At 70.7% G+C, this 23,944-nt stretch carries 24 protein-coding genes; 12 read left to right on the top strand and 12 right to left on the bottom strand.

Translation table 11 applies throughout. From position 1 onward, the window contains the following. Positions 1 to 49: 49 nt before the first annotated feature. From cydB to hisC, 3 genes are all read right to left on the bottom strand, one after another. Entirely contained in the window at positions 50 to 1,054 is a 1,005-nt protein-coding gene (cydB, locus tag QSK45_RS13570) for a cytochrome d ubiquinol oxidase subunit II (protein ID WP_285556510.1), read from the bottom strand. Positions 1,055 to 1,069: 15 nt separating this feature from the next. After that, a complete protein-coding gene (locus tag QSK45_RS13575; RefSeq protein WP_285556512.1) occupies positions 1,070 to 2,578 on the bottom strand; it encodes a cytochrome ubiquinol oxidase subunit I in 1,509 nt (502 codons plus the stop codon). 360 nt (positions 2,579 to 2,938) lie between these two features. After that, positions 2,939 to 4,018 carry a histidinol-phosphate transaminase gene (hisC, locus tag QSK45_RS13580; protein ID WP_285556514.1) on the bottom strand — a complete coding sequence of 360 codons (1,080 nt, stop codon included), beginning with the start codon at positions 4,016 to 4,018 and terminating at the stop codon, positions 2,939 to 2,941. A gap of 430 nt (positions 4,019 to 4,448) precedes the next feature. Here hisC and QSK45_RS13585 point away from each other — a divergent pair, with 430 nt between their 5' ends. From QSK45_RS13585 to QSK45_RS13595, 3 genes are all read left to right on the top strand, one after another. Further along, positions 4,449 to 5,561 carry a LacI family DNA-binding transcriptional regulator gene (locus tag QSK45_RS13585; RefSeq protein WP_285556516.1) on the top strand — a complete coding sequence of 371 codons (1,113 nt, stop codon included), beginning with the start codon at positions 4,449 to 4,451 and terminating at the stop codon, positions 5,559 to 5,561. A 261-nt stretch (positions 5,562 to 5,822) separates the two neighbouring features. Next, positions 5,823 to 6,902 carry a metallophosphoesterase gene (locus QSK45_RS13590; protein ID WP_285556517.1) on the top strand — a complete coding sequence of 360 codons (1,080 nt, stop codon included), beginning with the start codon at positions 5,823 to 5,825 and terminating at the stop codon, positions 6,900 to 6,902. Positions 6,903 to 7,083: 181 nt separating this feature from the next. Then, positions 7,084 to 7,797 carry a hypothetical protein gene (locus tag QSK45_RS13595; protein ID WP_285556519.1) on the top strand — a complete coding sequence of 238 codons (714 nt, stop codon included), beginning with the start codon at positions 7,084 to 7,086 and terminating at the stop codon, positions 7,795 to 7,797. A 98-nt stretch (positions 7,798 to 7,895) separates the two neighbouring features. On the opposite strand, the gene QSK45_RS13600 is transcribed toward QSK45_RS13595, so the two are convergent. Together QSK45_RS13600 and thiC are read right to left on the bottom strand one after the other, a co-directional pair. Next, positions 7,896 to 8,513: a hypothetical protein gene (locus QSK45_RS13600; RefSeq protein ID WP_285556521.1), complete on the bottom strand. Its 618-nt coding sequence runs from the start codon at positions 8,511 to 8,513 to the stop codon at positions 7,896 to 7,898. A 238-nt stretch (positions 8,514 to 8,751) separates the two neighbouring features. Then, positions 8,752 to 10,536 carry a phosphomethylpyrimidine synthase ThiC gene (thiC, locus tag QSK45_RS13605; RefSeq protein ID WP_285556522.1) on the bottom strand — a complete coding sequence of 595 codons (1,785 nt, stop codon included), beginning with the start codon at positions 10,534 to 10,536 and terminating at the stop codon, positions 8,752 to 8,754. Positions 10,537 to 10,778: 242 nt separating this feature from the next. On the opposite strand from thiC, the gene QSK45_RS13610 reads away from it, so the two are divergent. After that, positions 10,779 to 12,227, top strand: a complete 1,449-nt coding sequence (locus tag QSK45_RS13610) for a YibE/F family protein (RefSeq protein WP_285556523.1) — start codon at positions 10,779 to 10,781, stop codon at positions 12,225 to 12,227. Positions 12,228 to 12,392: 165 nt separating this feature from the next. Here QSK45_RS13610 and QSK45_RS13615 read toward each other — a convergent pair whose 3' ends face one another. The 4 genes from QSK45_RS13615 to QSK45_RS13630 form a co-directional block, all read right to left on the bottom strand. Then, a complete protein-coding gene (locus QSK45_RS13615) occupies positions 12,393 to 12,830 on the bottom strand; it encodes an SsgA family sporulation/cell division regulator (RefSeq protein ID WP_285556525.1) in 438 nt (145 codons plus the stop codon). A gap of 98 nt (positions 12,831 to 12,928) precedes the next feature. Beyond that, positions 12,929 to 13,789, bottom strand: a complete 861-nt coding sequence (locus tag QSK45_RS13620) for an IclR family transcriptional regulator (protein ID WP_285556527.1) — start codon at positions 13,787 to 13,789, stop codon at positions 12,929 to 12,931. A gap of 202 nt (positions 13,790 to 13,991) precedes the next feature. Beyond that, entirely contained in the window at positions 13,992 to 14,204 is a 213-nt protein-coding gene (locus QSK45_RS13625; RefSeq protein WP_285556528.1) for a DUF5326 family protein, read from the bottom strand. Between the two features lie 153 nt (positions 14,205 to 14,357). Next, positions 14,358 to 14,675 carry a cupin domain-containing protein gene (locus tag QSK45_RS13630; protein WP_285556530.1) on the bottom strand — a complete coding sequence of 106 codons (318 nt, stop codon included), beginning with the start codon at positions 14,673 to 14,675 and terminating at the stop codon, positions 14,358 to 14,360. A 59-nt stretch (positions 14,676 to 14,734) separates the two neighbouring features. Here QSK45_RS13630 and QSK45_RS13635 point away from each other — a divergent pair, with 59 nt between their 5' ends. The 6 genes from QSK45_RS13635 to QSK45_RS13660 all read left to right on the top strand — a co-directional run bounded on the left by QSK45_RS13635 (position 14,735) and on the right by QSK45_RS13660 (position 19,453). Continuing rightward, the gene (locus QSK45_RS13635; protein ID WP_285556532.1) at positions 14,735 to 15,112 is read left to right on the top strand and encodes a phage holin family protein; all 378 of its coding nucleotides are present in this window, start codon (positions 14,735 to 14,737) and stop codon (positions 15,110 to 15,112) included. A gap of 6 nt (positions 15,113 to 15,118) precedes the next feature. After that, positions 15,119 to 15,640 (top strand): low molecular weight protein-tyrosine-phosphatase, encoded by a 522-nt coding sequence (locus QSK45_RS13640; protein ID WP_285556534.1) that lies wholly within the window; start codon positions 15,119 to 15,121, stop codon positions 15,638 to 15,640. Beyond that, positions 15,637 to 16,782: a cystathionine gamma-lyase gene (locus QSK45_RS13645; RefSeq protein WP_285556536.1), complete on the top strand. Its 1,146-nt coding sequence runs from the start codon at positions 15,637 to 15,639 to the stop codon at positions 16,780 to 16,782. The genes QSK45_RS13640 and QSK45_RS13645 overlap by 4 nt, the downstream gene beginning before the upstream one ends. A gap of 246 nt (positions 16,783 to 17,028) precedes the next feature. Beyond that, complete coding sequence (locus QSK45_RS13650) at positions 17,029 to 17,934, top strand: LysR family transcriptional regulator (protein ID WP_285556538.1); 906 nt, start codon at positions 17,029 to 17,031, stop codon at positions 17,932 to 17,934. An 82-nt stretch (positions 17,935 to 18,016) separates the two neighbouring features. Next, positions 18,017 to 18,499 (top strand): NUDIX domain-containing protein, encoded by a 483-nt coding sequence (locus QSK45_RS13655; protein ID WP_285556540.1) that lies wholly within the window; start codon positions 18,017 to 18,019, stop codon positions 18,497 to 18,499. A gap of 87 nt (positions 18,500 to 18,586) precedes the next feature. Next, positions 18,587 to 19,453, top strand: coding sequence for a GNAT family N-acetyltransferase (locus QSK45_RS13660; RefSeq protein WP_285556542.1), 867 nt, complete (start codon positions 18,587 to 18,589; stop codon positions 19,451 to 19,453). Between the two features lie 80 nt (positions 19,454 to 19,533). Here the strand turns inward: QSK45_RS13660 and QSK45_RS13665 are convergent, their stop codons facing one another. Together QSK45_RS13665 and QSK45_RS13670 are read right to left on the bottom strand one after the other, a co-directional pair. Continuing rightward, positions 19,534 to 19,953 (bottom strand): GlcG/HbpS family heme-binding protein, encoded by a 420-nt coding sequence (locus QSK45_RS13665; protein ID WP_285556544.1) that lies wholly within the window; start codon positions 19,951 to 19,953, stop codon positions 19,534 to 19,536. Between the two features lie 80 nt (positions 19,954 to 20,033). Then, a complete protein-coding gene (locus tag QSK45_RS13670) occupies positions 20,034 to 21,245 on the bottom strand; it encodes an MFS transporter (RefSeq protein ID WP_285556546.1) in 1,212 nt (403 codons plus the stop codon). A 141-nt stretch (positions 21,246 to 21,386) separates the two neighbouring features. Between QSK45_RS13670 and QSK45_RS13675 the strand changes: the two genes are divergently transcribed. Together QSK45_RS13675 and QSK45_RS13680 are read left to right on the top strand one after the other, a co-directional pair. Beyond that, the gene (locus tag QSK45_RS13675) at positions 21,387 to 21,845 is read left to right on the top strand and encodes a MarR family winged helix-turn-helix transcriptional regulator (protein ID WP_285556548.1); all 459 of its coding nucleotides are present in this window, start codon (positions 21,387 to 21,389) and stop codon (positions 21,843 to 21,845) included. Positions 21,846 to 21,854: 9 nt separating this feature from the next. Further along, a complete protein-coding gene (locus QSK45_RS13680; protein ID WP_285556550.1) occupies positions 21,855 to 22,307 on the top strand; it encodes a GNAT family N-acetyltransferase in 453 nt (150 codons plus the stop codon). Between the two features lie 91 nt (positions 22,308 to 22,398). On the opposite strand, the gene QSK45_RS13685 is transcribed toward QSK45_RS13680, so the two are convergent. Beyond that, positions 22,399 to 23,784 carry a serine hydrolase domain-containing protein gene (locus QSK45_RS13685; RefSeq protein ID WP_285556552.1) on the bottom strand — a complete coding sequence of 462 codons (1,386 nt, stop codon included), beginning with the start codon at positions 23,782 to 23,784 and terminating at the stop codon, positions 22,399 to 22,401. Positions 23,785 to 23,944: the final 160 nt, after the last annotated feature.

Consider the following 23,944-nt stretch of genomic DNA (forward strand, 5'->3'; position numbering starts at 1 on the left):
CCCTTCGGTCCAGAGGGTGTGTTTCACGTGAAACACACCCTCGGCGGACTCAATGTGCGGGTTCGGCGATGTGCTGTGTGCCGATCCGCTTGCGGAACACCCAGTAGGTCCAGCCCTGGTAGAGCACCACCAGCGGGGTCGCGATCACCGCGAGCCAGGTCATGATCTTCAGGGTGTAGGGGCTGGACGAGGCGTTGCTGACCGTCAGGCTCCAGTTCCCGTCGAGGGTGGAGGGCATGACGTTCGGGAAGAGCGACAGGAAGAGCATCGCCACGGCCGCCACGATGGTGAGGCCGGACAGGCTGAACGCCCAGCCCTCGCGTCCGAGCTGGTTCGCGACCAGCGCGCCCACCAGGGCGACGGCCGCCACGATCAGGGCGACCAGGCTCTTGCCGTCACCGCTGTCGGCCTGCGTCCACAGCAGGAAGGCCACCGCCAGCACGGCCGCGAGGAGTCCGGCCCACAGGGCCAGCTGCCGTGCCCGCCCCCGGATGTCGCCGACGGTCTTGAGCGCCGTGAACACCGCGCCGTGGAAGGTGAACAGCGTGAGCGTCACCAACCCGCCGAGCAGGGCATAGGGGTTGAGCAGGTCCCAGAAGCTGCCGACGTACTCGAAGTGCCGGTCGATCTTGACGCCCCGCACGATGTTCCCGAAGGCCACGCCCCACAGGAACGCCGGGATCAGGGAGGTCCAGAAGATCGCCCTCTCCCAGTTGCGCTGCCAGTTCTCCTCGGGCCGCTTCGCCCGGTACTCGAAGGCGACGCCGCGGACGATCAGGCAGACCAGGATGACCAGCAGGGGCAGGTAGAAGCCGGAGAAGAGGGTGGCGTACCACTCGGGGAAGGCGGCGAAGGTCGCGCCGCCCGCCGTGAGCAGCCACACCTCGTTGCCGTCCCAGACCGGTCCGACGGTGTTGATGAGCACACGGCGCTCGGACCGGTCCCGGGCCAGCAGCTTGGTGAGGATGCCGACCCCGAAGTCGAAGCCCTCCAGGAAGAAGTAGCCGGTCCACAGGACGGCGATCAGGACGAACCAGACGTCGTGAAGTTCCATGACTGTTCCCTCGGCCTAGTACGAGAAGGCCATCGGCTTGTCGGCGTCACGGGTGTCGCCGCCGATCTTCGTGGGCGGGTTGAGGTCGTCCTCGGTCAGCTCGGGCGGGCCGGCCTTGACGTACTTCGCGAGCAGCTTGACCTCGATCACCGCGAGGATCGCGTACAGCGAGGTGAAGACGATCATCGAGGTGAGGACCTCGCCCTGGGAGACACCGGGGGAGACCGCGTCCCGGGTCCGCAGGACGCCGTAGACGACCCACGGCTGACGGCCCATCTCGGTGAAGATCCAGCCCCAGGAGTTGGCGATCAGCGGGAAGGCCATGGTCCAGGTCGCGACGCGCCAGAACCAGGGGGCCGTCCTCGGGCCGAGCGCCTTCTTCCCGAACAGCACCAGGTGCGGCACCTCGTCCTCTCCGACCCGCAGATGCTCGGGCAGCATGAACTTCTTGCGGGTGAGCCAGAGTCCGGCCAGGCCGAGGGCGAAGGACGCCATGCCGAAGCCGATCATCCAGCGGAAGCCCCAGAAGGCGACGGGGATGTTGGGCCGGTAGTCGCCGGGTCCGAACTGCTGCTGCTCGGCCTTGTTGACGTCGTTGATCCCCGGGACCTCCGACGTGAAGTTGTCGTTGGCGAGGAAGGAGAGCAGGCCGGGTATCTCGATCGCGACCGTGTTGTGGCCCTTCTCCACGTCGCCGTAGGCGAAGATCGAGAACGGAGCCGGCTTCTGGCCGTCCCACAGCGCCTCGGCGGCGGCCATCTTCATCGGCTGCTGCTTGAACATGACCTTGCCGAGGGTGTCGCCGCTGACCGCGGTGAGCATGCCGGCGATGACGACGGTGATCAGGCCCAGCCGCAGCGAGGTCTTCATCTCGCGGATGTGCTTCTTGCGGGCCAGGTGGTAGGCGGAGATGCCGACCATGAAGGCGCCACCGGTCAGGAACGCGGCGGCCAGCGTGTGGAAGACCTGGCTCAGCGCGGTGTTCTGGGTGAGCACCGCCAGGAAGTCGGTGAGTTCGGCGCGCCCCCTGACCTTGTCGATCTTGTAGCCGACCGGGTGCTGCATCCAGGAGTTGGCCGCGAGGATGAAGTAGGCCGACAGGATCGTGCCGATCGAGACCATCCAGATGCAGGCCAGGTGGATCTTCTTCGGCAGCTTGTCCCAGCCGAAGATCCACAGCCCGATGAACGTGGACTCGAAGAAGAACGCGATCAGCGCCTCGAAGGCGAGCGGAGCGCCGAAGATGTCACCGACGAAGCGCGAGTAGTCGGACCAGTTCATGCCGAACTGGAACTCCTGCACGATGCCGGTGACCACACCCATCGCGATGTTGATCAGGAAGAGCTTCCCCCAGAACTTCGTCGCTCTGAGGTACTTCTCCTTCTCCGTGCGGACCCAGGCCGTCTGCAACCCGGCCGTGAGGGCGGCCAGGGAGATCGTCAGTGGAACGAACAGGAAGTGGTAGACGGTCGTGATGCCGAACTGCCAGCGCGCCAGTGTCTCCGGCGCCAGAGCCAGGTCCACGTCGTCACTCTCCTTACTACGCCGTGGTACTGCGGCGATTCGCCCCGCCTGTCACCTGCAAACGGGGCAAACGGGACGTGCTTGTGAACGCGTTCACATTCACAAGCCATTATTGCGCACTGCTTTTCAGCCAGGAAGTCCGGGGGCGTTCTCTTGCCTCGGAGTCAAGATTCCCGAAGTCCCCCGAAGGTCGCGAGGAAGGGGCCGTAGGGCGGGCATGGATCTGCCCGTTCGTGGGTAACTCCCGCCGCCCGCACGGCAGTTGACGCCAATGTCCCCTTTCACGTGAAACGGGCGCCCGGCTCTGCCGGGCGCCCGTGATCTTCTCCGGCGTGAGCCGGATTACAGCCGTGAACCGGCTTACGGCTGGTTGCGGAAGGCCTCCGCGACCTTCAGGAAGATGTCGTTCGCCTCCGCCTCGCCGATCGTGACCCGGGCACCCTCGCCCGCGAACGGCCGGACCACCACGCCGTGCTCCTCACAGGCCTGCGCGAACGCCGTCGTACGCTCCCCGAGCCGCATCCACACGAAGTTGGCCTGCGTCTCCGGCACCGTCCAGCCCTGCGCGCGCAGCGCGTCGACCACGCGGGTGCGCTCGCACACCAGCGAGCCGACCCGGCCCAGCAGCTCGTCCTCGGCCCGCAGCGAGGCGATCGCCGCCTCCTGCGCCAGCTGGCTCACGCCGAACGGCACCGCCGTCTTGCGCAGCGCGGCGGCCACCGGCTCATGGGCGATCGCGAAACCGACGCGCAGCCCGGCGAGCCCGTACGCCTTGGAGAACGTCCGCAGGACGCAGACGTTGGGTCGCTTCCGGTACAGCTCCACGCCGTCGGGCACCTCGGGGTCGCGGTTGAACTCCCGGTACGCCTCGTCCAGCACCACCAGGACGTCCTTGGGCACCCGGTCCAGGAAGCGCTCCAGCTCGGCCCGCCGCACCACCGTGCCGGTCGGGTTGTTCGGGTTGCAGACGAAGATCAGCCGCGTCCGGTCGGTGATCGCGTCCGCCATCGCGTCCAGGTCGTGCACATCGCCTTCCGTGAGCGGCACCTGCACCGACCGGGCCCCGTTGACCTGCGTGATGATCGGGTACGCCTCGAAGGACCGCCAGGCGTAGATCACCTCGTCGCCGGGGCCGCTGGTCGCCTGGATCAGCTGCTGGGCGACGCCCACCGAACCCGTGCCGGTGGCCACGTGCGTGGCGGGCACCCCGAAGCGCTCCGCCAGCTCCTCGGTCAGGGCGGCGCACGCCATGTCGGGGTAGCGGTTGAAGGAGGCGGCGGCCGCCGTCACGCTCTCCAGCACCCCGGGAAGCGGCGGGTACGGGTTCTCGTTCGAGGACAGCTTGTAGGCGGCCGGTCCGTCGGACGCGGCCGGCTTGCCCGGCTTGTAGGTGGGGATACCCTCCAGCTCGGCGCGCAGCTTCGGGCTCGTCTCGCTCACCACAGTCCTCCTCGCGACCACCGGCGGACCGTCGACGCCGCCGGCTTCCAATACTGCTCACCATATGAGGATTCGGCTGCGCTGAGTACCGGCCGTGGGCAAACCTCGTGTGACCGCGACGGCAACAGGGGCATCACGGGACATCGCCGCATGAAGGCGGATCTTTCGGGGGGCGCACCGTACATATATCTATGCGCCGGTGGCTCGCGCCGTAGCGCGCATCACCCGTGCAGGTGAGTTGAGACCTCTTCGAAACATGGGACGGTTGGCAGGCTCATGCGCGCCGTTACGCCATGTCCTGCCAAGAAAGCGCTCAACTACCTTTGATTCATAGGCAGTTAACCCATTTGAGCCATGCAGAAACGTGCCTGTCAACGAGTGCATATGCGTCCGCACTACCCCACCGCATGAGCCCTACTATCGGCTCGCCATGACAGCAGCAGGGAAGCACCAGGTGAGCCGCGCGGAAACCTCACGTCGAGGCAGTCGGCCGGGCCGGGCGGGCATCAGGGACGTGGCCGCCGCCGCCGGGGTCTCCATCACGACCGTCTCCGACGCCCTCAACGGCAAGGGCCGGCTCCCGGACGCCACCCGGCGCCATGTCCGCGAGGTCGCCGACCGGCTGGGGTACCGCCCCTCGGCCGCCGCCCGCACCCTCCGTACCGGCAAGTCGGGGCTGATCGGCCTGACCGTGACCACGTACGGGGATGAACCTTTCACCTTCACGGAGTTCGCGTACTTCGCCGAGATGGCGCGGGCCGCCACCTCGGCCGCGCTGGCCCGGGGCTACGCCCTGGTCATCCTGCCCGCGACCTCCCGCCACGACGTGTGGTCCAACGTCGCCCTCGACGGCACCGTCGTCATCGACCCCTCGGACCAGGACCCGGTGGTCAGCGAGCTGGTCCGCCAGGGCCTGCCCGTCGTCTCCGACGGCCGCCCGGCCGGCGAGCTCCCGGTCACCGCGTGGGTGGACAACGACCACGAGGCCGCCGTCCTCGGCATCCTCGACCACCTCGCCGCGGCCGGCGCCCGCCGGATCGGCCTGCTCACGGGCACCTCGACCGACACGTACACCCATCTGTCGACCACGGCGTACCTGCACTGGTGCGAGCGGGTCGGCCAGGACCCGGTCTACGAGGCCTACCCGGCGCACGACCCGTGCGCGGGTGCCGTCGCCGCCGACCGGCTGCTCGCCCGCCCCGACCGGCCCGACGCCGTCTACGGACTGTTCGACCCCAACGGCACCGACCTGCTCGCCGCCGCCCGCCGCTACGGGCTGCGCGTCCCGGACGACCTGCTGCTGGTGTGCTGCAGCGAGTCCACCGTGTACGCCAGCACCGAGCCGCCCGTCACCACGCTCTCCCTCAAGCCGCGCCGCATCGGCACGGCCGTGGTGCAGCTGCTCATCGACGCCATCGAGGGCGTGGAGTCGGAGCAGCCGGTGGAGCAGGTCATACCGACCGAGCTGATCGTGCGCACCTCCTCCCAGCGGCGGCCCCCACGCACCACGGTCAGCCCGCCCCGGTCCCCGGACGACACGTAGGACGGGCCCCGCGCGGGTGGAGGACACCGTTCGACCGAGACGCCGGGCGGGCCGTACCGGGCCTACGGTCCGCCGACCGCAGGCGAACACCTGCCCAAACGGGGCGAAAGCCCCGGTGAAGCGGAGGGTTGTTCCGATTCACCACCCCTGGGTCATCACATGGCGCGACGCGCATTCCTATGATGGGCCCACGACACCGCGGACCGCTGCGACCAGGCAGTCCGAAGCGGTGCAGATGCGGCGCGATGGTGGAGGGGTCTGATGACTCAGGGGGCCGGTCAGGGACCCGAGGTGGAGCGGACGGCGACGCTGCGAGACTTCCGGGTGCCCGCGTACGTCCACGAGTCCGGTCCGTACGTCCCCCACGCCCAGCAGGAGGAGGCCGCGCCGCCCGCCGAGGAGTCGTACCCCGAGGGGTACACCCCCACCGAGCGCGACCTGCCCGTCATCAACCGCGGCGACACGCTCCAGGTCCCCGTCGAACCGGCCCCCGCCGCCCCGGCTCCGCAGCCCGCGGCCGGTCCGGGGCCGCTCTACGTCGTCGGGGACGTGCACGGCTACCTCGACGAACTGATGGCCGCCCTGCGGGAGCAGGGGCTGATCGACGAGGCGGGCCAGTGGTGCGCGGGCACCACCCGGCTGTGGTTCCTCGGCGATTTCACCGACCGCGGCCCGGACGGCATCGGCGTGATCGACCTGGTGATGCGGCTGTCCGCCGAGGCGGCCGCGGCCGGCGGCTACTGCAAGGCGCTCATGGGCAACCACGAGCTGCTGCTGCTCGGCGCCAAGCGGTTCGGCGACACGCCGGTCAACTCCGGCGCCGGCACCGCGACGTTCCAGGCGGCCTGGCTGCTCAACGGCGGCCAGAAGACCGACATGGACCGCCTCCAGGACCACCATCTGCAGTGGATGGCCCGTCTCGACGCGCTCGAGGAGGTCGACGGCTATCTGCTGGTGCACTCCGACACCACGGCCTACCTCGACTACGGCGACTCGATCGAGGCCGTCAACGACACGGTCCGCGAGAGACTCACCCGCAATGACGCGGACGAGTGCTGGGACCTCTTCCGCAAGTTCACCAAGCGCTTCTCCTTCCGCGACGAGGGCGGCGCCGACGCCGTGCGCTCCCTGCTGGACACCTACGGCGGCACGCGGATCGTGCACGGGCACAGCCCCATCCCCTACCTCCTCGGCGAGGTCGGTTCCGAGGAGGGCGAGGAGAGCACCGGTCCGGTGGTCGCGGGTCCGCACGTCTACGCGGACGGGCTCGCCATCGCCATGGACGGCGGGGTGACCATGGCCGGGAAGCTGCTGGTGAGGCAACTCCCCCTGGAAGGCTGACGTTCCCCGTCCGGGTCCGGGCCCTCGGGCGTACGCGCAGGCCGGAAGGCAATTTCCGGCAATCCCCTGTCACCACCCGCCGTCACGGCTCTACCATCTGCTTATCCGTAGCAGGCTCCCCTCCGTTTCTGCCCGACGGCTCGCCGGTGTGCGAGCCCCAAGCCCTACGGAGCATCGGGGGATGCACATGAACAGCCTTCCGCAGCACCTGCGGAGCGAGGACCGCCGGGAGTTCGAACGGCTCCTCGACGAGGTACTGCGCTCCGCACCACACCGACCGGAACTGGCCGCCGTGGGACAGCGGCTCAGCCGCGCGCAACTGCGCGCCATGGCCATCGACGCCTCCGCGCTCATCGCGGCGGCCGCGGCCGTCGAGTACCAGCGCTATGTGCGGGTCCGCGACGAACTGCGCCACCCGGAGCAGGGCTCGGGGGCGGCCGGTCCCGCCGAGCCGAACGCGGTCGCGACGGACCTCGCCGCCCCGCACGGCGCGGGCGCGGTCGCGGTCGTCGCCGTCCTGGCGCCGCTCCTGTCCGCGACCGCGGCGGCGATATTCCTGCTCATCGGCTACATCCTGAGAACCCTGGACCCCGGCCAGTCCTTCGCCGGCACCATGCTCACCGCCGGCTGGGTGTTCGGGGCCCTGACCGTGGCCGCACTCCTCGTCGCGGCCGTCGGCCTGCTCGTCACCGCCCTGCGCAACGGCGCCTCCCCCGAATCCCGGGCCCGCGACGCCGCCGCCGAGGAGGTCGTCAGAGCGAGAACGGACTGGGAGGACGCCCTGCTGGAGCGCGGCATCGTCCCCTTCCTCCAGGAGGCCCTCACCGACCGCCCCCACTACACCGGCTCGGAACACGCCGGCCCCGACCACGGCCCGGGACACCAGCCGGACTGACCGATCCCGTCCCGGACAGCCGACCGTCCGCCGTCCCGCGAGCCGCCGCCAACCGGCTCGCCGGTACGGCGAGTCGCGTGCCCTGCCGGTCGCCCGCGCTACGACGGCTCGGTGGTGAACCAGCGCCAGGCGGGCGGGTCGGCGTCCCGGCCGGTGTGCCACTTCACCCCGAGGAAGCGGAGGAAGTCGAAGAGCGCCCCGCCGTCGAAGCGGCCGTACCCGTCCCCCTCGCGGACCGGACTGTTGCGGGGATCGTCGTCCTCCCAGGCGAAGTCGTCGAACGCCGGATCGTCGACGCGGTAGCCGGTCAGATACCCGCGCGCGTCCGCCAGGTCGAGCCCCAGTTCCGGGAACTGCTCCAGCAGCAGCTCGGGACGCCCCTCCACCGGCCGGTCCGCGAAGAAGCCCTGGTCCGCGTCGGCCTGCTGGACGAAGTGGTCCACCTCGGCACCGTGGTGGAAGAGTTCATACCCCCAGTAGTCCCCGTCGTACAGGAAGGCCAGCAGGCCGGGGCAGTCGTACACGCGGGACACGTGCAACTGCGCACGCCGCCGAAGATCCCACTCCCAGCCCCGCGTCCAGTCGAGCACGGTCCAGCCGTTGTACTCCTCGTACAGCGTGTAGAAATCCCCCTGCCCCACCCCCGCGTCGACGAGCCGGTACCCCTCCGCCCGCCAGAACTCGTCCAACGCCGCGTCAACCTGCCGGTGATCCACCCCGCGAAACAGATTGCACCTCAGGAACCCACCCATCGGCATCCCTCCCGACCGGCAAGCATCACCGCTCGCCACCCGGCCCGCGACCGGATTTCCGCAGCGGCCCACCCTGCTCCCCGCCCTCGGCGGCCACGGTCGACGCGCGGGCGAGCGGACGTACGGGCGGGTGGGCAAGCGGGTGCACCGGCGAGCGCCGCCCCGGATTCCCCGTCCGGAACGGCGCTCGTCCGCGCGTCGGTCAGTCCGCGATCGGCAGGTACACCCTGTTCCCCGCCTCGGCGAACTCCTTCGACTTCCGGGCCATGCCCTCCTCGATCTCGGCCCGGTTGCCGCCGTGTTCGCGGCGGATGTCCTGGGAGATCTTCATGCTGCAGAACTTCGGGCCGCACATGGAGCAGAAGTGGGCCGTCTTGGCGGGTTCGGCCGGGAGGGTCTCGTCGTGGAAGTCGCGGGCCGTGTCCGGGTCGAGGGCCAGGTTGAACTGGTCCTCCCAGCGGAACTCGAAGCGCGCGTCCGAGAGGGCGTCGTCCCAGTCCTGCGCGCCCGGGTGCCCCTTGGCGAGGTCGGCCGCGTGGGCGGCGATCTTGTAGGTGATGACGCCGGTCTTGACGTCGTCCCGGTTGGGCAGCCCCAGGTGCTCCTTCGGCGTGACGTAGCAGAGCATCGCCGTGCCCCACCAGGCGATCATCGCGGCGCCGATGCCGGAGGTGATGTGGTCGTACGCCGGCGCGATGTCCGTGGTCAGCGGGCCGAGCGTGTAGAACGGGGCTTCGTCGCAGATCTCCTGCTGGAGGTCGATGTTCTCCTTGATCTTGTGCATCGGGACGTGCCCGGGACCCTCGATCATCGTCTGCACGTTCAACCGGCGGGCGATCCTGCTCAGTTCCCCGAGCGTCCGCAGCTCCGCGAACTGCGCCTCGTCGTTGGCGTCCGCGATGGAGCCGGGGCGCAGCCCGTCGCCCAGCGAGTACGTGACGTCGTAGGCGGCGAGGATCTCGCACAGTTCCTCGAAGTTCTCGTACAGGAACGAGTCCTTGTGGTGCGCCAGGCACCACGCGGCCATGATGGAGCCGCCGCGCGAGACGATGCCGGTCTTGCGGTTGGCCGTGAGGGGTACGAACGGCAGCCGCACGCCCGCGTGGACGGTCATGTAGTCCACGCCCTGCTCGGCCTGCTCGATGACCGTGTCCTTGTAGATCTCCCAGGTCAGTTCCTCGGCCTTGCCGTCGACCTTCTCCAGCGCCTGGTACAGCGGCACCGTGCCGATCGGGACGGGGGAGTTGCGCAGCACCCACTCGCGGGTGGTGTGGATGTTGCGGCCGGTGGAGAGGTCCATGACCGTGTCGGCGCCCCAGCGGGTCGCCCAGGTCATCTTCTCGACCTCCTCCTCGATGGACGACGTCACCGCGGAGTTGCCGATGTTGGCGTTCACCTTCACCAGGAACCGCTTGCCGATGATCATCGGCTCGATCTCCGGGTGGTTGACGTTGGCCGGCAGCACCGCCCGGCCCGCCGCGATCTCGTCGCGCACCACCTCGGGGGAGACGTTCTCCCTGAGGGCCACGAACTCCATCTCCGGCGTGATCTCGCCCCGGCGCGCGTACGCGAGCTGCGTCACCGCCTGTCCGCCGCGGCCCCGCCGCGGCTGCCGCGGACGCCCCGGGAAGACCGCGTCCAGGTTGCGCAGCCCGCCGCGCGGCGAGGTGTGCTTGATCCCGTCGTCCTCGGGACGGACGGGACGGCCCGCGTACTCCTCCGTGTCGCCGCGGGCGATGATCCAGTTCTCCCGCAGCGGCGCCAGGCCCCGGCGCACATCGGTGTCGGCGAGCGGATCGGTGTACGGGCCCGACGTGTCGTACAGGGTGACCGACTGCCCGTTGGTGAGGTGCACCTGACGGACCGGCACGCGCAGGTCGGGGCGGGAGCCCTCGATATACGCCTTGTGCCAGCCGATGGACTTCCCGGCCTCCGAGGACATGTCGTCCTGGACGGAGGCAGGCGTGCGTGCGTCCTTGTTGGTCATGAGACCTACTCCCTACGCCGGCATTACCCGGTAACAGGTTCGGCGGTCGACGCAGCGTTTCCCGTCGTTCGACGTCTCTCGGGGAACACCACATGTTCCACGTGAAACATCGCGTCTACGGAGGTCAGCGCCCTCTCAGCCCGGTGCTCCGAGCTCCCGCGTGTGCAAAGGTGTCTCCACGCTAGCGTCATCAGTGACGCGCTGAACAGTGGGCCCTCCTCGGTTCTTGCGATGATCTGGCGATGACCCGGATGGACCAGCACCCGTACCAGCCACCCGGCCCGCGTCGGCCCGACGGCTCGGAGCACCCGAGCCAGGGCCACCGTCACGGCCATGGCCACGCCCGCGCGCAAGCCCCCGCGCAGGAACAGACGCAGGCCCACGGCCACGGCGCCGGCCACGGGCACAGTCACAGCCATGGGCCCGCCGCGCCCGTCTCCCGGCATCTGCGCAAGGTGATCGCGGCGATCCTCGTGCCGTTCACCGCGGCGGTCGTGGTCGGTCTCGTGGTGCTCTGGCCCGGTGGCGCGCCCTCGCACAAGCACAGCGGCGTCGGCTTCGACCGGCAGACCCAGCAGGCAACCGTCACCCGGGTGGTCGAGGTGAGCTGCGCCTCGGTGAACGCCTCCGGCGGGGCACCGACCGGAGGCGGCTCCGGGGGCGCCGCCGCGGGGCAGACGCCCGGCGGCACCTGCAAGAAGGCGACCGTCCGCGTCGACACCGGCAAGGACAGGGGCCGTACGTTCACCGAGATCGTGCAGCCCGACCAGCCCCGGCAGCTGCACCAGGGCGAGCAGGTCGTCACCGCCTACGAACCGACCGCCCCGAAGGACCTTCAGTACTCGGTCACCGATGTGAACCGCACGTTCCCCATGGCCCTGCTCGCGGGCGTCTTCGCGCTCGCCGTCGTGGTGGTGGGCCGGCTCCGCGGGGTCATGGCCCTCGTGGCGCTGGCGGTCAGCTTCCTGGTCCTGAACCAGTTCATCCTGCCCGCGATCCTCCAGGGCTCCAATCCGCTGCTCGTGGCTGTCATCGGGTCGAGCGCCATCATGCTGATCGCCCTGTACATGTGCCACGGACTGTCGGCCCGCACGTCGGTGGCGGTGCTCGGCACGCTGATCTCACTGGCCCTGATCGGCCTGCTCGGCTCCGCGTTCATCGGCTGGGCCGCCCTGACCGGCAACACCGACGACAGCACCGGTCTCATCCACGGTCTGTACCCGAAGCTCGACATGAGCGGTCTGCTGCTGGCCGGCGTCATCATCGGCTCGCTCGGCGTCCTGGACGACGTGACGGTCACCCAGACCTCGGCGGTGTGGGAACTGCACGAGGCCAACCCCACGATGGGCCCGCGCGGGCTGTACCGGGCGGCCATCCGCATCGGCCGCGACCACATCGCGTCCGTCGTCAACACCCTTGTGCTCGCCTACGCCGGTGCCGCGCTGCCGTTGCTGCTGCTCTTCTCCATCGCGCAGAGCAGCGTGGGGGCGGTGGCCAACAGCGAGCTGGTGGCCGAGGAGATCGTGCGCACCCTGGTGGGCTCCATCGGACTGGTCGCCTCGGTTCCGGTCACCACCGCGCTCGCCGCCCTGGTGGTCGCGGCCGACCGCAGCGCCCCGGAGGCGGAGACCTCCACCGGCGGCCATCCCCTGCCGACGCGTGGGGGCCGGGGGCGGCGTCGGAAGCGGTGAGGGGGACGGGCCGGCCGACGGAGGGATGCCGGGCGGCCGCCCGGTGGTGGTGAGGCGGGACGGGGACACCCGCCGCACCGTACGGGAGCCCCCGCGAAGGCCCGTGAAGAAGCGTTACTGCACGACCCCGCGCCATCCGGTGGAGCGTCCCCGCCCCGCGGCGTCTCAGCCCGCGCTCTGCTCCTCGGCCAGGATGCGGTCCAGCGCCTCGTCCAGATGCGCGTCGAAGTCGGCGAGCGCTCCTTCCTGGCCGAGCGGCACCAGCTTGTCCGTACGGTCGAGGAAGGCCACCAGCGGCGACGCCGACGAGCGGAACAGGGCCTGGTCGCTGCCGACCTGAAGCCTGATCAGCACCTCGCCCAGCACCTCGGCCTCGACGGGGGAGATCCGCACATCGCCCTCCCCGCACGGCCGTCCGACGCCGTCGATCAGCAGTTCGCGGCCGAAGACCCAGGAGACCGGGGCATCGCCGGGCAGGTGGAAGGTGAGCCGCACGGCGTAGGGATCGCCGGTCTCGTAGCGCAACTCCACCGGAATACGGAAGGAGAGCTCCTCCGAGACGAGAAAGCTCATCATGACCTCTGCCTGTACGGACTCGCGCATCGCCTACCCCGTCATATGACATCGACTGGCCGGGTTTGATCCCTCTGACCGTGGTAAATCTTGCTGAAAGTACTCGATGTATCACAAGGAGTAAGTTTTCAGATGCTGATAGAGAGGGCGAGGGACCCCACGTGCCGGCCGACCTCGGCATGCAGCCGCTGGACGGCGGGCAGCAGCCGGTCGGCCTGATGGGCGGGGAGCGAGAGGGCCACGGTGGCCGCGGTCGTGCCGACTGTGATGGGGACCGCCGCGCAGACCGTGCCGACCGCATACTCCTGGCGCTCCGTCACCGGTTCCATGCGCCGCACCCGGGCCAGCCGCCGCAGCAGGGCGTCGCTGTCCCGCACCGTGTACGGCGTGAGGGTCTGCACCGGATAGCGCGCGAGATGCTCCCGCCGGGCGCCCTCGTCCAGCTGGGAGAGCAGGCACTGCCCGATGGCGTGCGCGTGCCCGGTCTCGCGGAAGTCGGCCCATTCCTCGGCCGCGGGGGCCTCACGGGAGTCGGCGACGCACAGCACCTCGACCTCCCCGTCCCGGTACATCGCGTAGTACATCGGGGCGCCGATGGAATCGCGCCAGTGCGCGAGCGTGTCCGCGACTCTGCCGCGACGTTTCTCCCGTGCCCCGCTGCTGCTCAGTCGCTCGGCCGCGTCACCGAGGAAGAAGAGCCCCTTGTCCCGGCGCAGATAGCCCTCGTGCACCAGGGTGCGCAGCAGGTGGTAGGTGGTGGGCAGGGCCAGGCCGGTCGCGCGCGCGAGCTGCTTGGCGGGGGCGCCGTACGGATGAGCCGCGACCGTCTCCAGCAGCCGCATGGCGCGCTGCACGGAGCCGATGAGGGTCGTGGGGGCCGACTGCCGCGGGACGGCCATCCCGGACGGCCGCCGGGCGGGCGGGGTGCGGGGGCGGGGCTGGACGGGGAGTGCGGGGGTTTCCGCCGGTGCGGTGTCGACCGTGGCCAAGGGTTTACTCCGGAAGCGCGAGGGGGCAGCCCGTGCGTGGGCGGGAAGCACGGATGGGGTGTCTGCGCCACCCGCGGGGCCGCACCCCGCGGGGAGTTCCGGACTCTAACCGCCCGCCACCGCGTGCGGCCGGGCTCACGGGGAAACTTCCCTCCCCCGAGGGAACCGGCACCCCCTTACCGGTCACCGGCTCCCTCGTGCGTCACCAGTCGCCGTGCGAGGACGAACCGGACATGAACTTGCGCACGACGTAGATCAGTCCGCCGACCAGCGCCACGAACACCAGCGCCTTGAACAGCAGACCGATCACGAATCCGACGACGCTCGCTATCAGGCCGCCGAACACGACCAGGGCGATGACCGGCACCGCGACCCACTTCACCCACCACGGCAGTCCCGCGAAGATCCCTCGCATGGCCCTCGTCCTTCTCGTCTCGTGCGTACGCGTTCGTCTCGTACGGTCCCGATGTTCCGCACTCGATGCTAGGGCCGCGGGAGGGCCTCGCGGGGGCCTCGCAGCCCTTGTCCTCCCCTGAACCGTCCCCTAGGGAACCCGGAGACCGCCCCCTCACGCCTCGGGGGGAGAGAACACGACGAGGACCCGCAGGTCCTCGCTGATGTGGTGGAACTTGTGCGCGACACCGGCGGGCACGTACACCACGCTGCCCCGCGCCACCTCGGTCGTCTCCAGGCCGACGGTGATCGACGCCCGGCCGCTGACCACGAAGTACACCTCGTCCTGGCCGTGCGGCTTCTGGGGGTCGTGCTCGCCCGCGTCGAGGGCGTAGAGGCCGACCGACATGTTCCGTTCGCGCAGGAACTGGAGGTAGGCGCCCTCGTTGGCGGCGCGTTCCGCCTCCAGTTCGTCCAGCCGGAATGCCTTCATCTCCGTTGCCGCCCTCGCCTCACTGCTCGTGTCCGATCGGTTCTGCCACGATCAGACACATGAAGAATTTCGTAGTCAAGACGATCGCGAACGCGGGCGCCCTTGCGGTGGCCGTCTGGCTCCTGGACAAGATCACACTGACCGGTGACAGCACCGCCAAGAAGGCCGGCACGCTGATCGTCGTCGCGCTGATCTTCGGCCTGGTGAACTGGCTGGTCAAGCCGGTCCTGAAGGTACTCACCTTCCCGCTGTTCATCCTGACCCTGGGCCTGATCACCCTGATCGTCAACGCGCTGATGCTGCTGCTGACGTCGTGGGTGTGCGGCAAGCTCCAGTTGAGCTTCCATGTGGAGGGCTTCTGGACGGCCGTTCTCGGCGGCCTGATCATCTCGGTCGTCTCCTGGGCCCTGCACATGATCCTGCCGGACGAGGACTGAGCCCCCATGACCTACCGCGTCTGCTTCGTGTGCACGGGCAACATCTGCCGTTCCCCGATGGCCGAGTACGTCTTCCGCGCGCGGGTGGCGGAGGCCGGGCTGGCGGACCGGGTGGAGATCGACAGCGCGGGCACCGGCGGCTGGCACGAGGGCGAGGCCGCCGACCCGCGCACCGCCGCCGTCCTGAACCGCCGCGGCTACGACTGCGACCACGTCGCACGCCGGTTCCAGCCGTCCTGGTTCGCCCGCCGCGACCTCGTGATCGCCCTCGACGCCGGTCATCTGAGGGATCTGCGCCGTCTGGCGCCCACCGAGGAGGACGCGCGCAAGGTCCGTCTGCTGCGCGCGTACGCCCGCCGTTCGCCCGGTGCCCTCACGCCGGACGAGTCCCTGGGCGACGACCTCGACGTACCGGACCCGTACTACGGCGGTCCGGACGGCTTCGAGGAATGCCTTGAGATGGTGGAGGAGGCGAGCGTGGCACTGCTCGCCGTCGTACGGGAACACCTGGAAGGACGAGCCGCATGAGCGACGCAACCGTCGACGAGGGACCCGGCGACGGCACGCGCGCGGTACGGGCCGGACTGCCCGAGCCGGTCAAGCACGAGCCGACGCTGCCGGGCCCCGTCTTCGCCGCGCACTTCCATCTGCCGGGCGAGGTGACGGGACCGTACTCCTACGGCCGTGACGACAACCCGACCTGGACGCTGCTGGAGAACGCCATCGGCGAGCTGGAGGCTCCCGGGCTGGCGGACATCGAGACGCTGGTGTTCGCCTCCGGCATGGCCGCGATCTCCGCCGTGCTGTTCTCCCAGCTGCGAGCCGGGGACGCGGTGGTGCTGCCGTCCGACGGCTACCAGGCGCTGGCGCTGGTCCGGGCCCAGCTGGAGGCGTACGGCGTCGAGGTGCGCACCGCCCCCACCGGCGGGGACGCCCAGCTGGAGGTCCTGGAGGGCGCGCGGCTGCTGTGGATCGAGTCCCCGTCGAACCCGGGGCTCGATGTGTGCGACATCCGGCGCCTGGCGGTCGCGGCACAGGCCCAGGGCACCCTGGTGGCCGTCGACAACACCCTCGCCACCCCGCTCGGCCAGCGCCCGCTGGCCCTGGGCGCCGACTTCGCCGTGGCCAGCGGCACCAAGCAGCTCACCGGGCACGGCGACGTCCTCCTCGGGTACGTGGCCGGCCGGGACGCCGAGGCGATGGCCGCCGTACGCCGCTGGCGCAAGATCGTCGGGGCGATCCCGGGGCCCATGGAGGCATGGCTCGCGCACCGTTCCATCGCCACGCTCCAGCTCCGTGTCGACCGGCAGAACGCCACCGCGCTCGCCGTCGCCGAGGCGCTGCGGCAGCGGCCGGATGTCTCCGCTCTGCGCTACCCGGGGCTGCCCGGGGACCCCGCGCACAAGACCGCCTCGCGGCAGATGCGCCGCTACGGCTGTGTCGTGTCGTTCACGCTGCCCACGCGTGCGCGCGCCGAACGATTTCTCGCCGCCCTGCGCCTGGTGGAGGACGCGACGAGCTTCGGCGGGGTGCGCTCCACGGCCGAGCGCCGCGGCCGCTGGGGCGGCGACGCGGTCCCGGAGGGCTTCGTCCGGATGTCCGTCGGCGCCGAGGACCCCGAGGACCTGGTGGCCGACGTCCTGCGCGCCCTGGACGAGTCGGCGGAGTAGCCGGCTTCGGCGGCCTCTGGGAGGGATGCCGTCGGGCGCATGCCATGCGACGGTCCGAGCCTCCCCCCTCGTGGCTCGGACCGCCTTCGGTTCCGCTTGCGAAGAACCGTGCGACCAAGGCTAGTTGACTCTCTGTCAGTGTCCAATCACGCTGACGACAGGCGCCTATCGACATATTTATCGTTGACGCCTGCGGGGCCGGACGAGGTCGAGTGCAGGGCAGGGCAGGGCAAGGGAGGGCACGCCATGGATCTGGCCTTGCTGCGCACCTTTGTCACCGTGTACCGGGCCGGTTCCTTCACCCGCGCCGCCGCCCTGCTCGGCCTCTCCCAGCCCGCCGTCACCTCGCAGATCCGCACCCTGGAACGCCAACTGGGCAAGCCCCTCTTCCTGCGCCACGCGCGCGGCGTCACCCCGACCACCATCGGCGACGAACTCGCGTACAAGGCCGCGCCCCACCTCGACGCGCTGATGGAGATAGCCGAGTGCCGCCCGGACGACGAGTCCTCGCCGGCGACGCTGCACCTGGCCGGGCCTCCCGAGTTCACCGCCGAACGGGCCCTGCCCGCCCTCGCCGAGCTGACCGGGGACGGCCGCCGGCGCCTCGCACTGCGCGTCTCCTTCGGAACCCCGGACGAGGTTCTGGAGGGGCTGGCGGCCGGCCGCCACGATCTGGCCATCAGCACCGCCCGGCCGCGCGGCGCCCCGTTCACCGCGACCGCGCTCTGCGACGAGGAGCACGTTCTGGTCGCCGCTCCCCGCTGGGCGAAGCACCTCGACCCGGACGCGCTACGGCTGAAGGGGGCGCCCGCGCTCCGGGACCTTCCCGTGGTCGACGTCCATGAGTCGCTGCCCTTCGTCTCCCGCTACTGGGCCTCCGTCTTCGACGCCCGTCCGGCCGCCCCCGGCACGGTCGTCGTCCCCGATCTGCGGGCCGTGCTCGCCTGCGCGACCGCGGGCGCGGGCCTGGCCGTACTGCCCCGCTATCTCTGCGCACCCGCCCTCGACCAGGGGGCGGTCGTGGCCCTGCACGACCCGGTGGTGCCACCACTGCGCACCTACTTCCTGGTCGTGCGCACGGGCACCCTCGCCCGGCCGCCCGTGGCCCGCGCCCATGAGTGGCTGCTGCGGGCGGCCGCGGGATGGTGCTGAGACCTTCGGGGACCACGCACCGCGACGGCCCGGTGCCGGTTTGCGATGTTTCACGTGGAACCAGCCGGGCCACATTTCTCCCATGACCGTCCGACCCGTGGTCAAGCGCACCGCCCGTGCCGTTCTGCTGGACGGTGACGACCTGATTCTGATCAAGCGCACCAAGCCCGGCGTCGATCCCTACTGGGTGACCCCCGGCGGCGGGGTCGAGCCCGGGGACCCGACCGTCGTGGACGCCCTGCACCGGGAGGTGTACGAGGAGCTGGGCGCCAAGATCACCGATGTGGTGCCGTGTTTCGTGGACACCGTGGAGCACATCGGTGAGGACGGCGGCGCGACCGGCGTGAAGGTGCAGCACTTCTTCGTCTGCCGCCTGGAGTCCATGGACCCGTCCCTGCGCCATGGCCCGGAGGTGGAGGAGCCGGCCGGCGAGTACGAGATCGTCCGCGTCCCGTTCACCCGCGTCGGCATCGCGTCCGTCCATCTCGTCCCGCTGTCGCTGCGCCACTATCTGGACGGCAACATCGAGGGCGTACGGGCCATGCACGCTCCCGACCTGGGATAGGGGTACCGACCGCCGGGTGGGCGACGGGTCGATGTTTCACGTGAAACGGGTGGACGCCGGGGGCCTGCTTCGGACAGCCTGACATGCGTGCCAACTCCTTCCCTCGACGCACTTCCCATCCGCCGTCTGACGCTGCGCGATCTCCCCGCCTGCGCCGACCTGTCCGAGGACAGGGGGTGGCCACGCGAGGAACACAAGTGGGGCTTCCTCCTCACGGCCGGCCGGGGCTTCGGCATCGACGACCCCCGGGGTGGTCTCGTCGCCGCATGCGTCATCACCGAGTACGGCTCCTGGGGGCAGCCGGAACTCGGTGCCGTGGGTATGGTCCTGGTCGCCGAACGCCACGCCCGCCAGGGCGTCGGGCGCCGCTTGATGCGCCACGTGATGTCCACCATGGCCGGCACCCCGCTGACCCTCTACGCCACGGAGAACGGCCGCCCCCTCTACGAGGAGCTGGGCTTCAAGGTGACGGGCCGGGCTGAGATGCTCAGAGGCCGCTTCACCCCCGGTGGCCCGGAGACCGGAGTCAAGACGCGCTCCGCCACCGCGGAGGATCTTCCCTCGGTCCTGCGACTGGACGAGGAGGTGTTCGGTGCCGACCGGACGCCTCTCGTCACGCGGCTGCCCGCCTTCGCGGACCAGCTCCGGGTGGCCGAGGAGGGCGGCCGGATCATCGGGTACGCGGGCGCGTGGCCCAACATGCACACCCATGTCGTCGGCCCGCTGATCGCGCGGGACACGGAGACCGCCCAGGCACTGGTCGCCTCGCTGGCGGCGGGCACGGACCGCCCGCTGCGCACCGACATCGACGTACGCCACGAGGAGCTGCTGGCCTGGGCGAAGGAGCGGGGCCTGGCATCGGTCACCTGCAACTCGGTGATGACGTACGGCATCGCCGAGCTTCCGGGCGACTGGACGCGGCGGTTCGCCCCGCTGACGGTGGCCGCCGGCTGAGGCGCCGTACGACGTCGTGGGACACGGCCAGGCCCCGCCGCTCGAAGCGGCGGGGCCTGGGTCCGTCGCGGACCGGGTGATCAGGCGAGTGCCTCCACGGCCGCGGTGGCGAAGCCGTGGTCCTGCTCCGGCGCGCCGCCACCGACACCGACCGCGCCGATCAGCCGGCCGTCGCGGCGCACCGGGACACCGCCCGCGATGAACAGCAGCGGCCGGTCGAGGGCCGTGGGCAGCGTGTGGAAGAGGCCGCCCGGCTGGACCGCGTCGACGAGGTCGGCGGTGGGGGCGTTCAGCTGGAGCGCGGTGTAAGCCTTGCGGGTGCTGGTCTCGCCGGAGATCAGCACCGCCCGGTCGTCCCGGCGGAAGGCGAGCAGATGGCCGCCCGCGTCCAGGACGGTGACGCTGACGGTGACTCCCGCCTCCTCGGCCGCCCGGCGAGCCGTGGCGACGAGCAGTTCGGCGTCCTCGGTGGTGAGCGGGGCGACGGCGGTGGTGGTCATGGATGTGTCTCCTCGGGTGTTGCTACGGGGGCCGCACCACGGTCCGGTGCGGGTGACGGGGGGGCCGCGGCGCGGGCGGCTCAGTGGTGGACGGCGGTGCGTCGGTCGGCGGGGGCACCGGAGGCGACCGCGGTGGTGCCGCGCGCGATGTCGCGGCGCTCCAGGGCCGCCGAGAGGACGGCGAGGACCAGGGCGGTCGCGGCGAGCGCGGCGCCGACCCAGTTGGGGGCCGTGTAGCCGAGACCGGCCGAGATCACCAGGCCGCCGAGCCAGGCGGACAGCGCGTTTCCCAGGTTGAAGGCGCCGATGTTCACGGCGGAAGCGAGCGTCGGCGCGCCGTGCGCCTGGTCGAGGACGCGCTTCTGCAACGGCGGGACGGTGGCGAAGCCGAGGGCGCCGATCAGGACGATGGTCACGGCGGCCGCGATCTTGTTGTGGGCGGTGAGCGTGAAGAGGGCGAGGACGAGGGCGAGGGCACCCAGCGAGACGTAGAGCATCGGCATCAGGGCGCGGTCGGCGAACCTGCCGCCGACGAGGTTGCCGCCGACCATGCCGAGGCCGAACAGGACCAGCAGCCAGGTGACCGATCCGTCGGCGAAGCCGGCGACGCGGGTCATCATCGGCGCGATGTAGGTGACGGCCGCGAAGACACCACCGAAGCCGAGGACGGTCATCGCCATGGCGAGCAGGACCTGGGCGTTCTTGAAGGCGGCCAGTTCGTGACGCAGGTGCACGCCCTCGGGCCGGGGCAGCTCGGGCACCAGCCTGGCGATGCCGGCGAGGCCGACGAGACCGAGCGCGGCGACGACCGCGAAGGTGACGCGCCAGCCGACGTGCTGGCCGATCAGCGTGCCCAGCGGGACGCCGACGACGTTGGCGACCGTCAGGCCGGTGAACATCATGGCGATGGCGCCGGCCTTCTTCTGGGGCGCGACCAGCTCGGCTGCGACGACCGAGCCGATACCGAAGAAGGCGCCGTGGGCGAGCGAGGCGACCACGCGGCCGATCAGCATGACCGCGAAGACGGGGGCGAGGGCCGACAGCAGGTTGCCGGCGACGAAGAGGCCCATCAGCAGCATCAGCATCCGCTTGCGCGGGACCTTGGTGCCGAGCACGGTCATCAGCGGAGCACCGAGGACCACGCCGAGCGCGTAGCCGGTGACGAGCAGGCCCGCCGTGGGGATGGAGACCCCGAAGTCGCCCGCGACCTCGGGCAGCAAGCCCATGATCACGAACTCGGTGGTACCGATTCCGAAGGCCCCGATCGCGAGGGCCAGAAGCGCGAGAGGCATGGGGGTGACCTTCCCAGACGATTGCATGAGCGCTTTGCGTGCTTCGACAATAATTGCAGACGCGGGCTATCTGCAAGCGCTGGATGTTGCGGAAGGTGGTCTACCCTGGACGCAGCCGCTCCGGGACCGAGGAGAACGCCCATGACAGCGACGGACCCCGCACTCACCGCCCTCGCCCAGGGCTGGTGCGCCCTCTCCGCACTGCACGGAAGGATCGAGACGCACATCGAGCGCGCCCTGCAGGCGGGGCACGATCTCAGCGTGCGCGAGTACTCACTGCTCGACGTGCTGAGCCGGCAGCACGACGGCGAGGGCGGGCATCTGCAGATGAAGCAGGTCGCCGACGCGGTCGTGCTCAGCCAGAGCGCCACCACGCGCCTGGTGACCCGGCTGGAGGACCGTGGCCTGCTGGAGCGCTATCTGTGCCCCACCGACCGGCGCGGCATCTACACCAACGTCACCGAAGCGGGTCTGCGGCTGCTCCAGGAGGCACGGCCCACGAATGACACCGCCCTGCGCGAGGCCCTGGACGAGGCGTCGGAGAACCCCGAACTGGCCCCGTTGGTACGGGTGGTGGAGTCGCTGAACGTGCCCGCATAGGGTGCGGGCATGGGAGAACTCGAGATACGGGCGGCGACCGCGGACGACCTTCCGGCGATCGTCGCCATGCTCGCGGACGACCCGCTGGGCGCTCAGCGGGAGTCCCCGGACGACCTGGCCCCGTACGGGGCGGCGCTGAAGCGCCTTGAAGCGGACCCGAACCAGCATCTCGTCGTCGCCGTGCGCGACGGTCGGGTGATCGGAACCCTCCAGCTCACGATCATTCCCGGGCTCTCCCACCGGGGCGCGACCCGTGCGCTCATCGAGGCCGTGCGCATCCACGCCGACGAACGCGGCAGCGGACTGGGCACCGAGCTGATCCGGTGGGCGATCGACACCGCCCGGCGGCTCGACTGCGTGATGGTGCAGCTGACATCCGACAAGAAGCGTCCCGACGCCCACCGCTTCTACGAGCGGCTCGGGTTCACCGCCTCGCATGAGGGCTTCAAACTGCGCCTCTGAGCCATGGGACCCCGGAAGCTGAACAAAGGGGTCGTGCCTCGTGTTTCACGTGAAACACGTCAACCGAGGCACAACCCCTGTCGCGTGCGGTCTACTTGATTCCCCGCCAGCCATCCGGGTCCACGCCGCCGGGCACCGGGGCGTCGGGGTCGTACGGCTGCCGGGTGAAGACGAACGAGCCCAGGTCGAGGTGGCTCAGGGATCCGTCCGGCCGTCGCACGGGCCGCAGCAGCTCCCCTGCGTAGTAGCCCTCCAGACCCGTCCAGGTACCGTCGCCGTTCGGCCGGAAGCGGGAGCGCCGTCCACCGATCGCCAGGGGGCCGAGCGCGATGAGGCCATCGGCCGTCACCCGCAGACCGAAGGCACCGGTCCCCCAGTACCACTGCCCGGCCAGCTCCAGCACCGCCGGGTCGACCTCGCGCAGCGGACGCCAGGGCTCGGGGATCCGGGGTTCCGCGTCGGCGACGATCCGTACCAGGTCGTCCCCCACCGCGCCCAGGGACGGCCCGCTGGTGCAGTTGGTGAGCACCACCGCGGCCACGTCGTCCTCCACGCTGATGGTGAGGTTCGCAAGGAAGCCGGGGAGCGAACCGGAGTGACCGACGAGCAGCCGCCCCTCGCGGGAGTGGATCTGCATGCCGAGGCCGTAGGTGACCCCGTCCACCACATCGGCGGCCTCGGCCGGCGCCGCCGGGGTCCGCATCTCACGCACCGACTCCGCGCCGAGCACCCGCTCGTCGCCACGAGCCAGGAACACCGCGAACCTCGCCAGGTCCCCCGTCGTCGACCACAGCTGGCCCGCAGCCGCCATCCGGCCGAGGTCCTCCACCGGCTCCGGCAGCAGGGCATCGGCCCACGGATGCACCGCCCAACCGCCCGCGTGCGGGGCATCCGGCCGGGGAGTGGTCCGGTTCAGGCCGAGCGGTTCGAGGATCTCCCGGCGCAGCACCTCCTCCCAGGGCGCGCCACGCAACTCCTCCACCAGCGCGCCGAGCAGCGAGTAACCGGGGTTGGAGTAGTGGTGCCGGCGGCCGACGGGGTGCAACAGGGGCTGTTCGCCCAGCACATCGCCGAGCTGGGGACGCAGGGAGCCCGGGGTCCGCTCCCACCAGGGGCCGGGCGACTCGGCCGCCACCCCGGCCGTGTGCGCGAGCAGTTCGGCGATCGTGGCCTCCCCCACGCCGGTGCCCGGCAGATGCTTGTCCAGCGGATCGTCGAGTTCGAGCACGCCCTCGTCGCGCAGCCGCATCACCAGAACGGCCGTGAAGGTCTTGGTGATCGACCCGATCCGGTACTGCGTGTTCTCGTCCGGCGCGTGCCCGTCCACCGAGCTGCGCGCCCCGTGCCACACGGCCCGCCCGTCCCGCACCACGGCGGCGACCAGCGACGGTGCCCGTCCCTCGCTCTGCGCGACGGCGATCCGGTGCAGCAACGCGCGCCGCGTCCCCGGGAGCAGCGCATCCTGTGAAGTCGTCATCCCCCCAGTCCACCTGCTGGAACGCCGGGCGTCGAATCCATTTCCGACCGGTTGCCCGGGGTGGCGCCGATGGGGAGAACTCCGGCCCGTCGCCGCGGCGAGGCCCGCTCCGGGGTGCGGGCTCACCGCATCCCGGAGGACGTCGACACCGTCCGCCGGG

This window comes from Streptomyces hygroscopicus subsp. hygroscopicus, from assembly GCF_030269125.1.
Taxonomy (GTDB): Bacteria; Actinomycetota; Actinomycetes; order Streptomycetales; family Streptomycetaceae; genus Streptomyces; species Streptomyces hygroscopicus_C.

What these genes read in the sequence shown, in the direction of transcription:
- QSK45_RS13625 (WP_285556528.1), bottom strand. Translation starts at nt 14,204, where the DNA reads ATGCGAGGGATCTTCGCGGGACTGCCGTGGTGGGTGAAGTGGGTCGCG.
- cydB (WP_285556510.1), bottom strand. Translation starts at nt 1,054, where the DNA reads ATGGAACTTCACGACGTCTGGTTCGTCCTGATCGCCGTCCTGTGGACC.
- QSK45_RS13595 (WP_285556519.1), top strand. Translation starts at nt 7,084, where the DNA reads ATGCACATGAACAGCCTTCCGCAGCACCTGCGGAGCGAGGACCGCCGG.
- QSK45_RS13645 (WP_285556536.1), top strand. Translation starts at nt 15,637, where the DNA reads ATGAGCGACGCAACCGTCGACGAGGGACCCGGCGACGGCACGCGCGCG.
- QSK45_RS13685 (WP_285556552.1), bottom strand. Translation starts at nt 23,784, where the DNA reads ATGACGACTTCACAGGATGCGCTGCTCCCGGGGACGCGGCGCGCGTTG.
- QSK45_RS13680 (WP_285556550.1), top strand. Translation starts at nt 21,855, where the DNA reads ATGGGAGAACTCGAGATACGGGCGGCGACCGCGGACGACCTTCCGGCG.
- QSK45_RS13590 (WP_285556517.1), top strand. Translation starts at nt 5,823, where the DNA reads ATGACTCAGGGGGCCGGTCAGGGACCCGAGGTGGAGCGGACGGCGACG.
- QSK45_RS13610 (WP_285556523.1), top strand. Translation starts at nt 10,779, where the DNA reads ATGACCCGGATGGACCAGCACCCGTACCAGCCACCCGGCCCGCGTCGG.
- QSK45_RS13585 (WP_285556516.1), top strand. Translation starts at nt 4,449, where the DNA reads ATGACAGCAGCAGGGAAGCACCAGGTGAGCCGCGCGGAAACCTCACGT.
- QSK45_RS13630 (WP_285556530.1), bottom strand. Translation starts at nt 14,675, where the DNA reads ATGAAGGCATTCCGGCTGGACGAACTGGAGGCGGAACGCGCCGCCAAC.
- QSK45_RS13675 (WP_285556548.1), top strand. Translation starts at nt 21,387, where the DNA reads ATGACAGCGACGGACCCCGCACTCACCGCCCTCGCCCAGGGCTGGTGC.
- QSK45_RS13650 (WP_285556538.1), top strand. Translation starts at nt 17,029, where the DNA reads ATGGATCTGGCCTTGCTGCGCACCTTTGTCACCGTGTACCGGGCCGGT.
- QSK45_RS13640 (WP_285556534.1), top strand. Translation starts at nt 15,119, where the DNA reads ATGACCTACCGCGTCTGCTTCGTGTGCACGGGCAACATCTGCCGTTCC.
- QSK45_RS13635 (WP_285556532.1), top strand. Translation starts at nt 14,735, where the DNA reads ATGAAGAATTTCGTAGTCAAGACGATCGCGAACGCGGGCGCCCTTGCG.
- QSK45_RS13665 (WP_285556544.1), bottom strand. Translation starts at nt 19,953, where the DNA reads ATGACCACCACCGCCGTCGCCCCGCTCACCACCGAGGACGCCGAACTG.
- QSK45_RS13670 (WP_285556546.1), bottom strand. Translation starts at nt 21,245, where the DNA reads ATGCCTCTCGCGCTTCTGGCCCTCGCGATCGGGGCCTTCGGAATCGGT.
- QSK45_RS13655 (WP_285556540.1), top strand. Translation starts at nt 18,017, where the DNA reads ATGACCGTCCGACCCGTGGTCAAGCGCACCGCCCGTGCCGTTCTGCTG.
- QSK45_RS13615 (WP_285556525.1), bottom strand. Translation starts at nt 12,830, where the DNA reads ATGCGCGAGTCCGTACAGGCAGAGGTCATGATGAGCTTTCTCGTCTCG.
- thiC (WP_285556522.1), bottom strand. Translation starts at nt 10,536, where the DNA reads ATGACCAACAAGGACGCACGCACGCCTGCCTCCGTCCAGGACGACATG.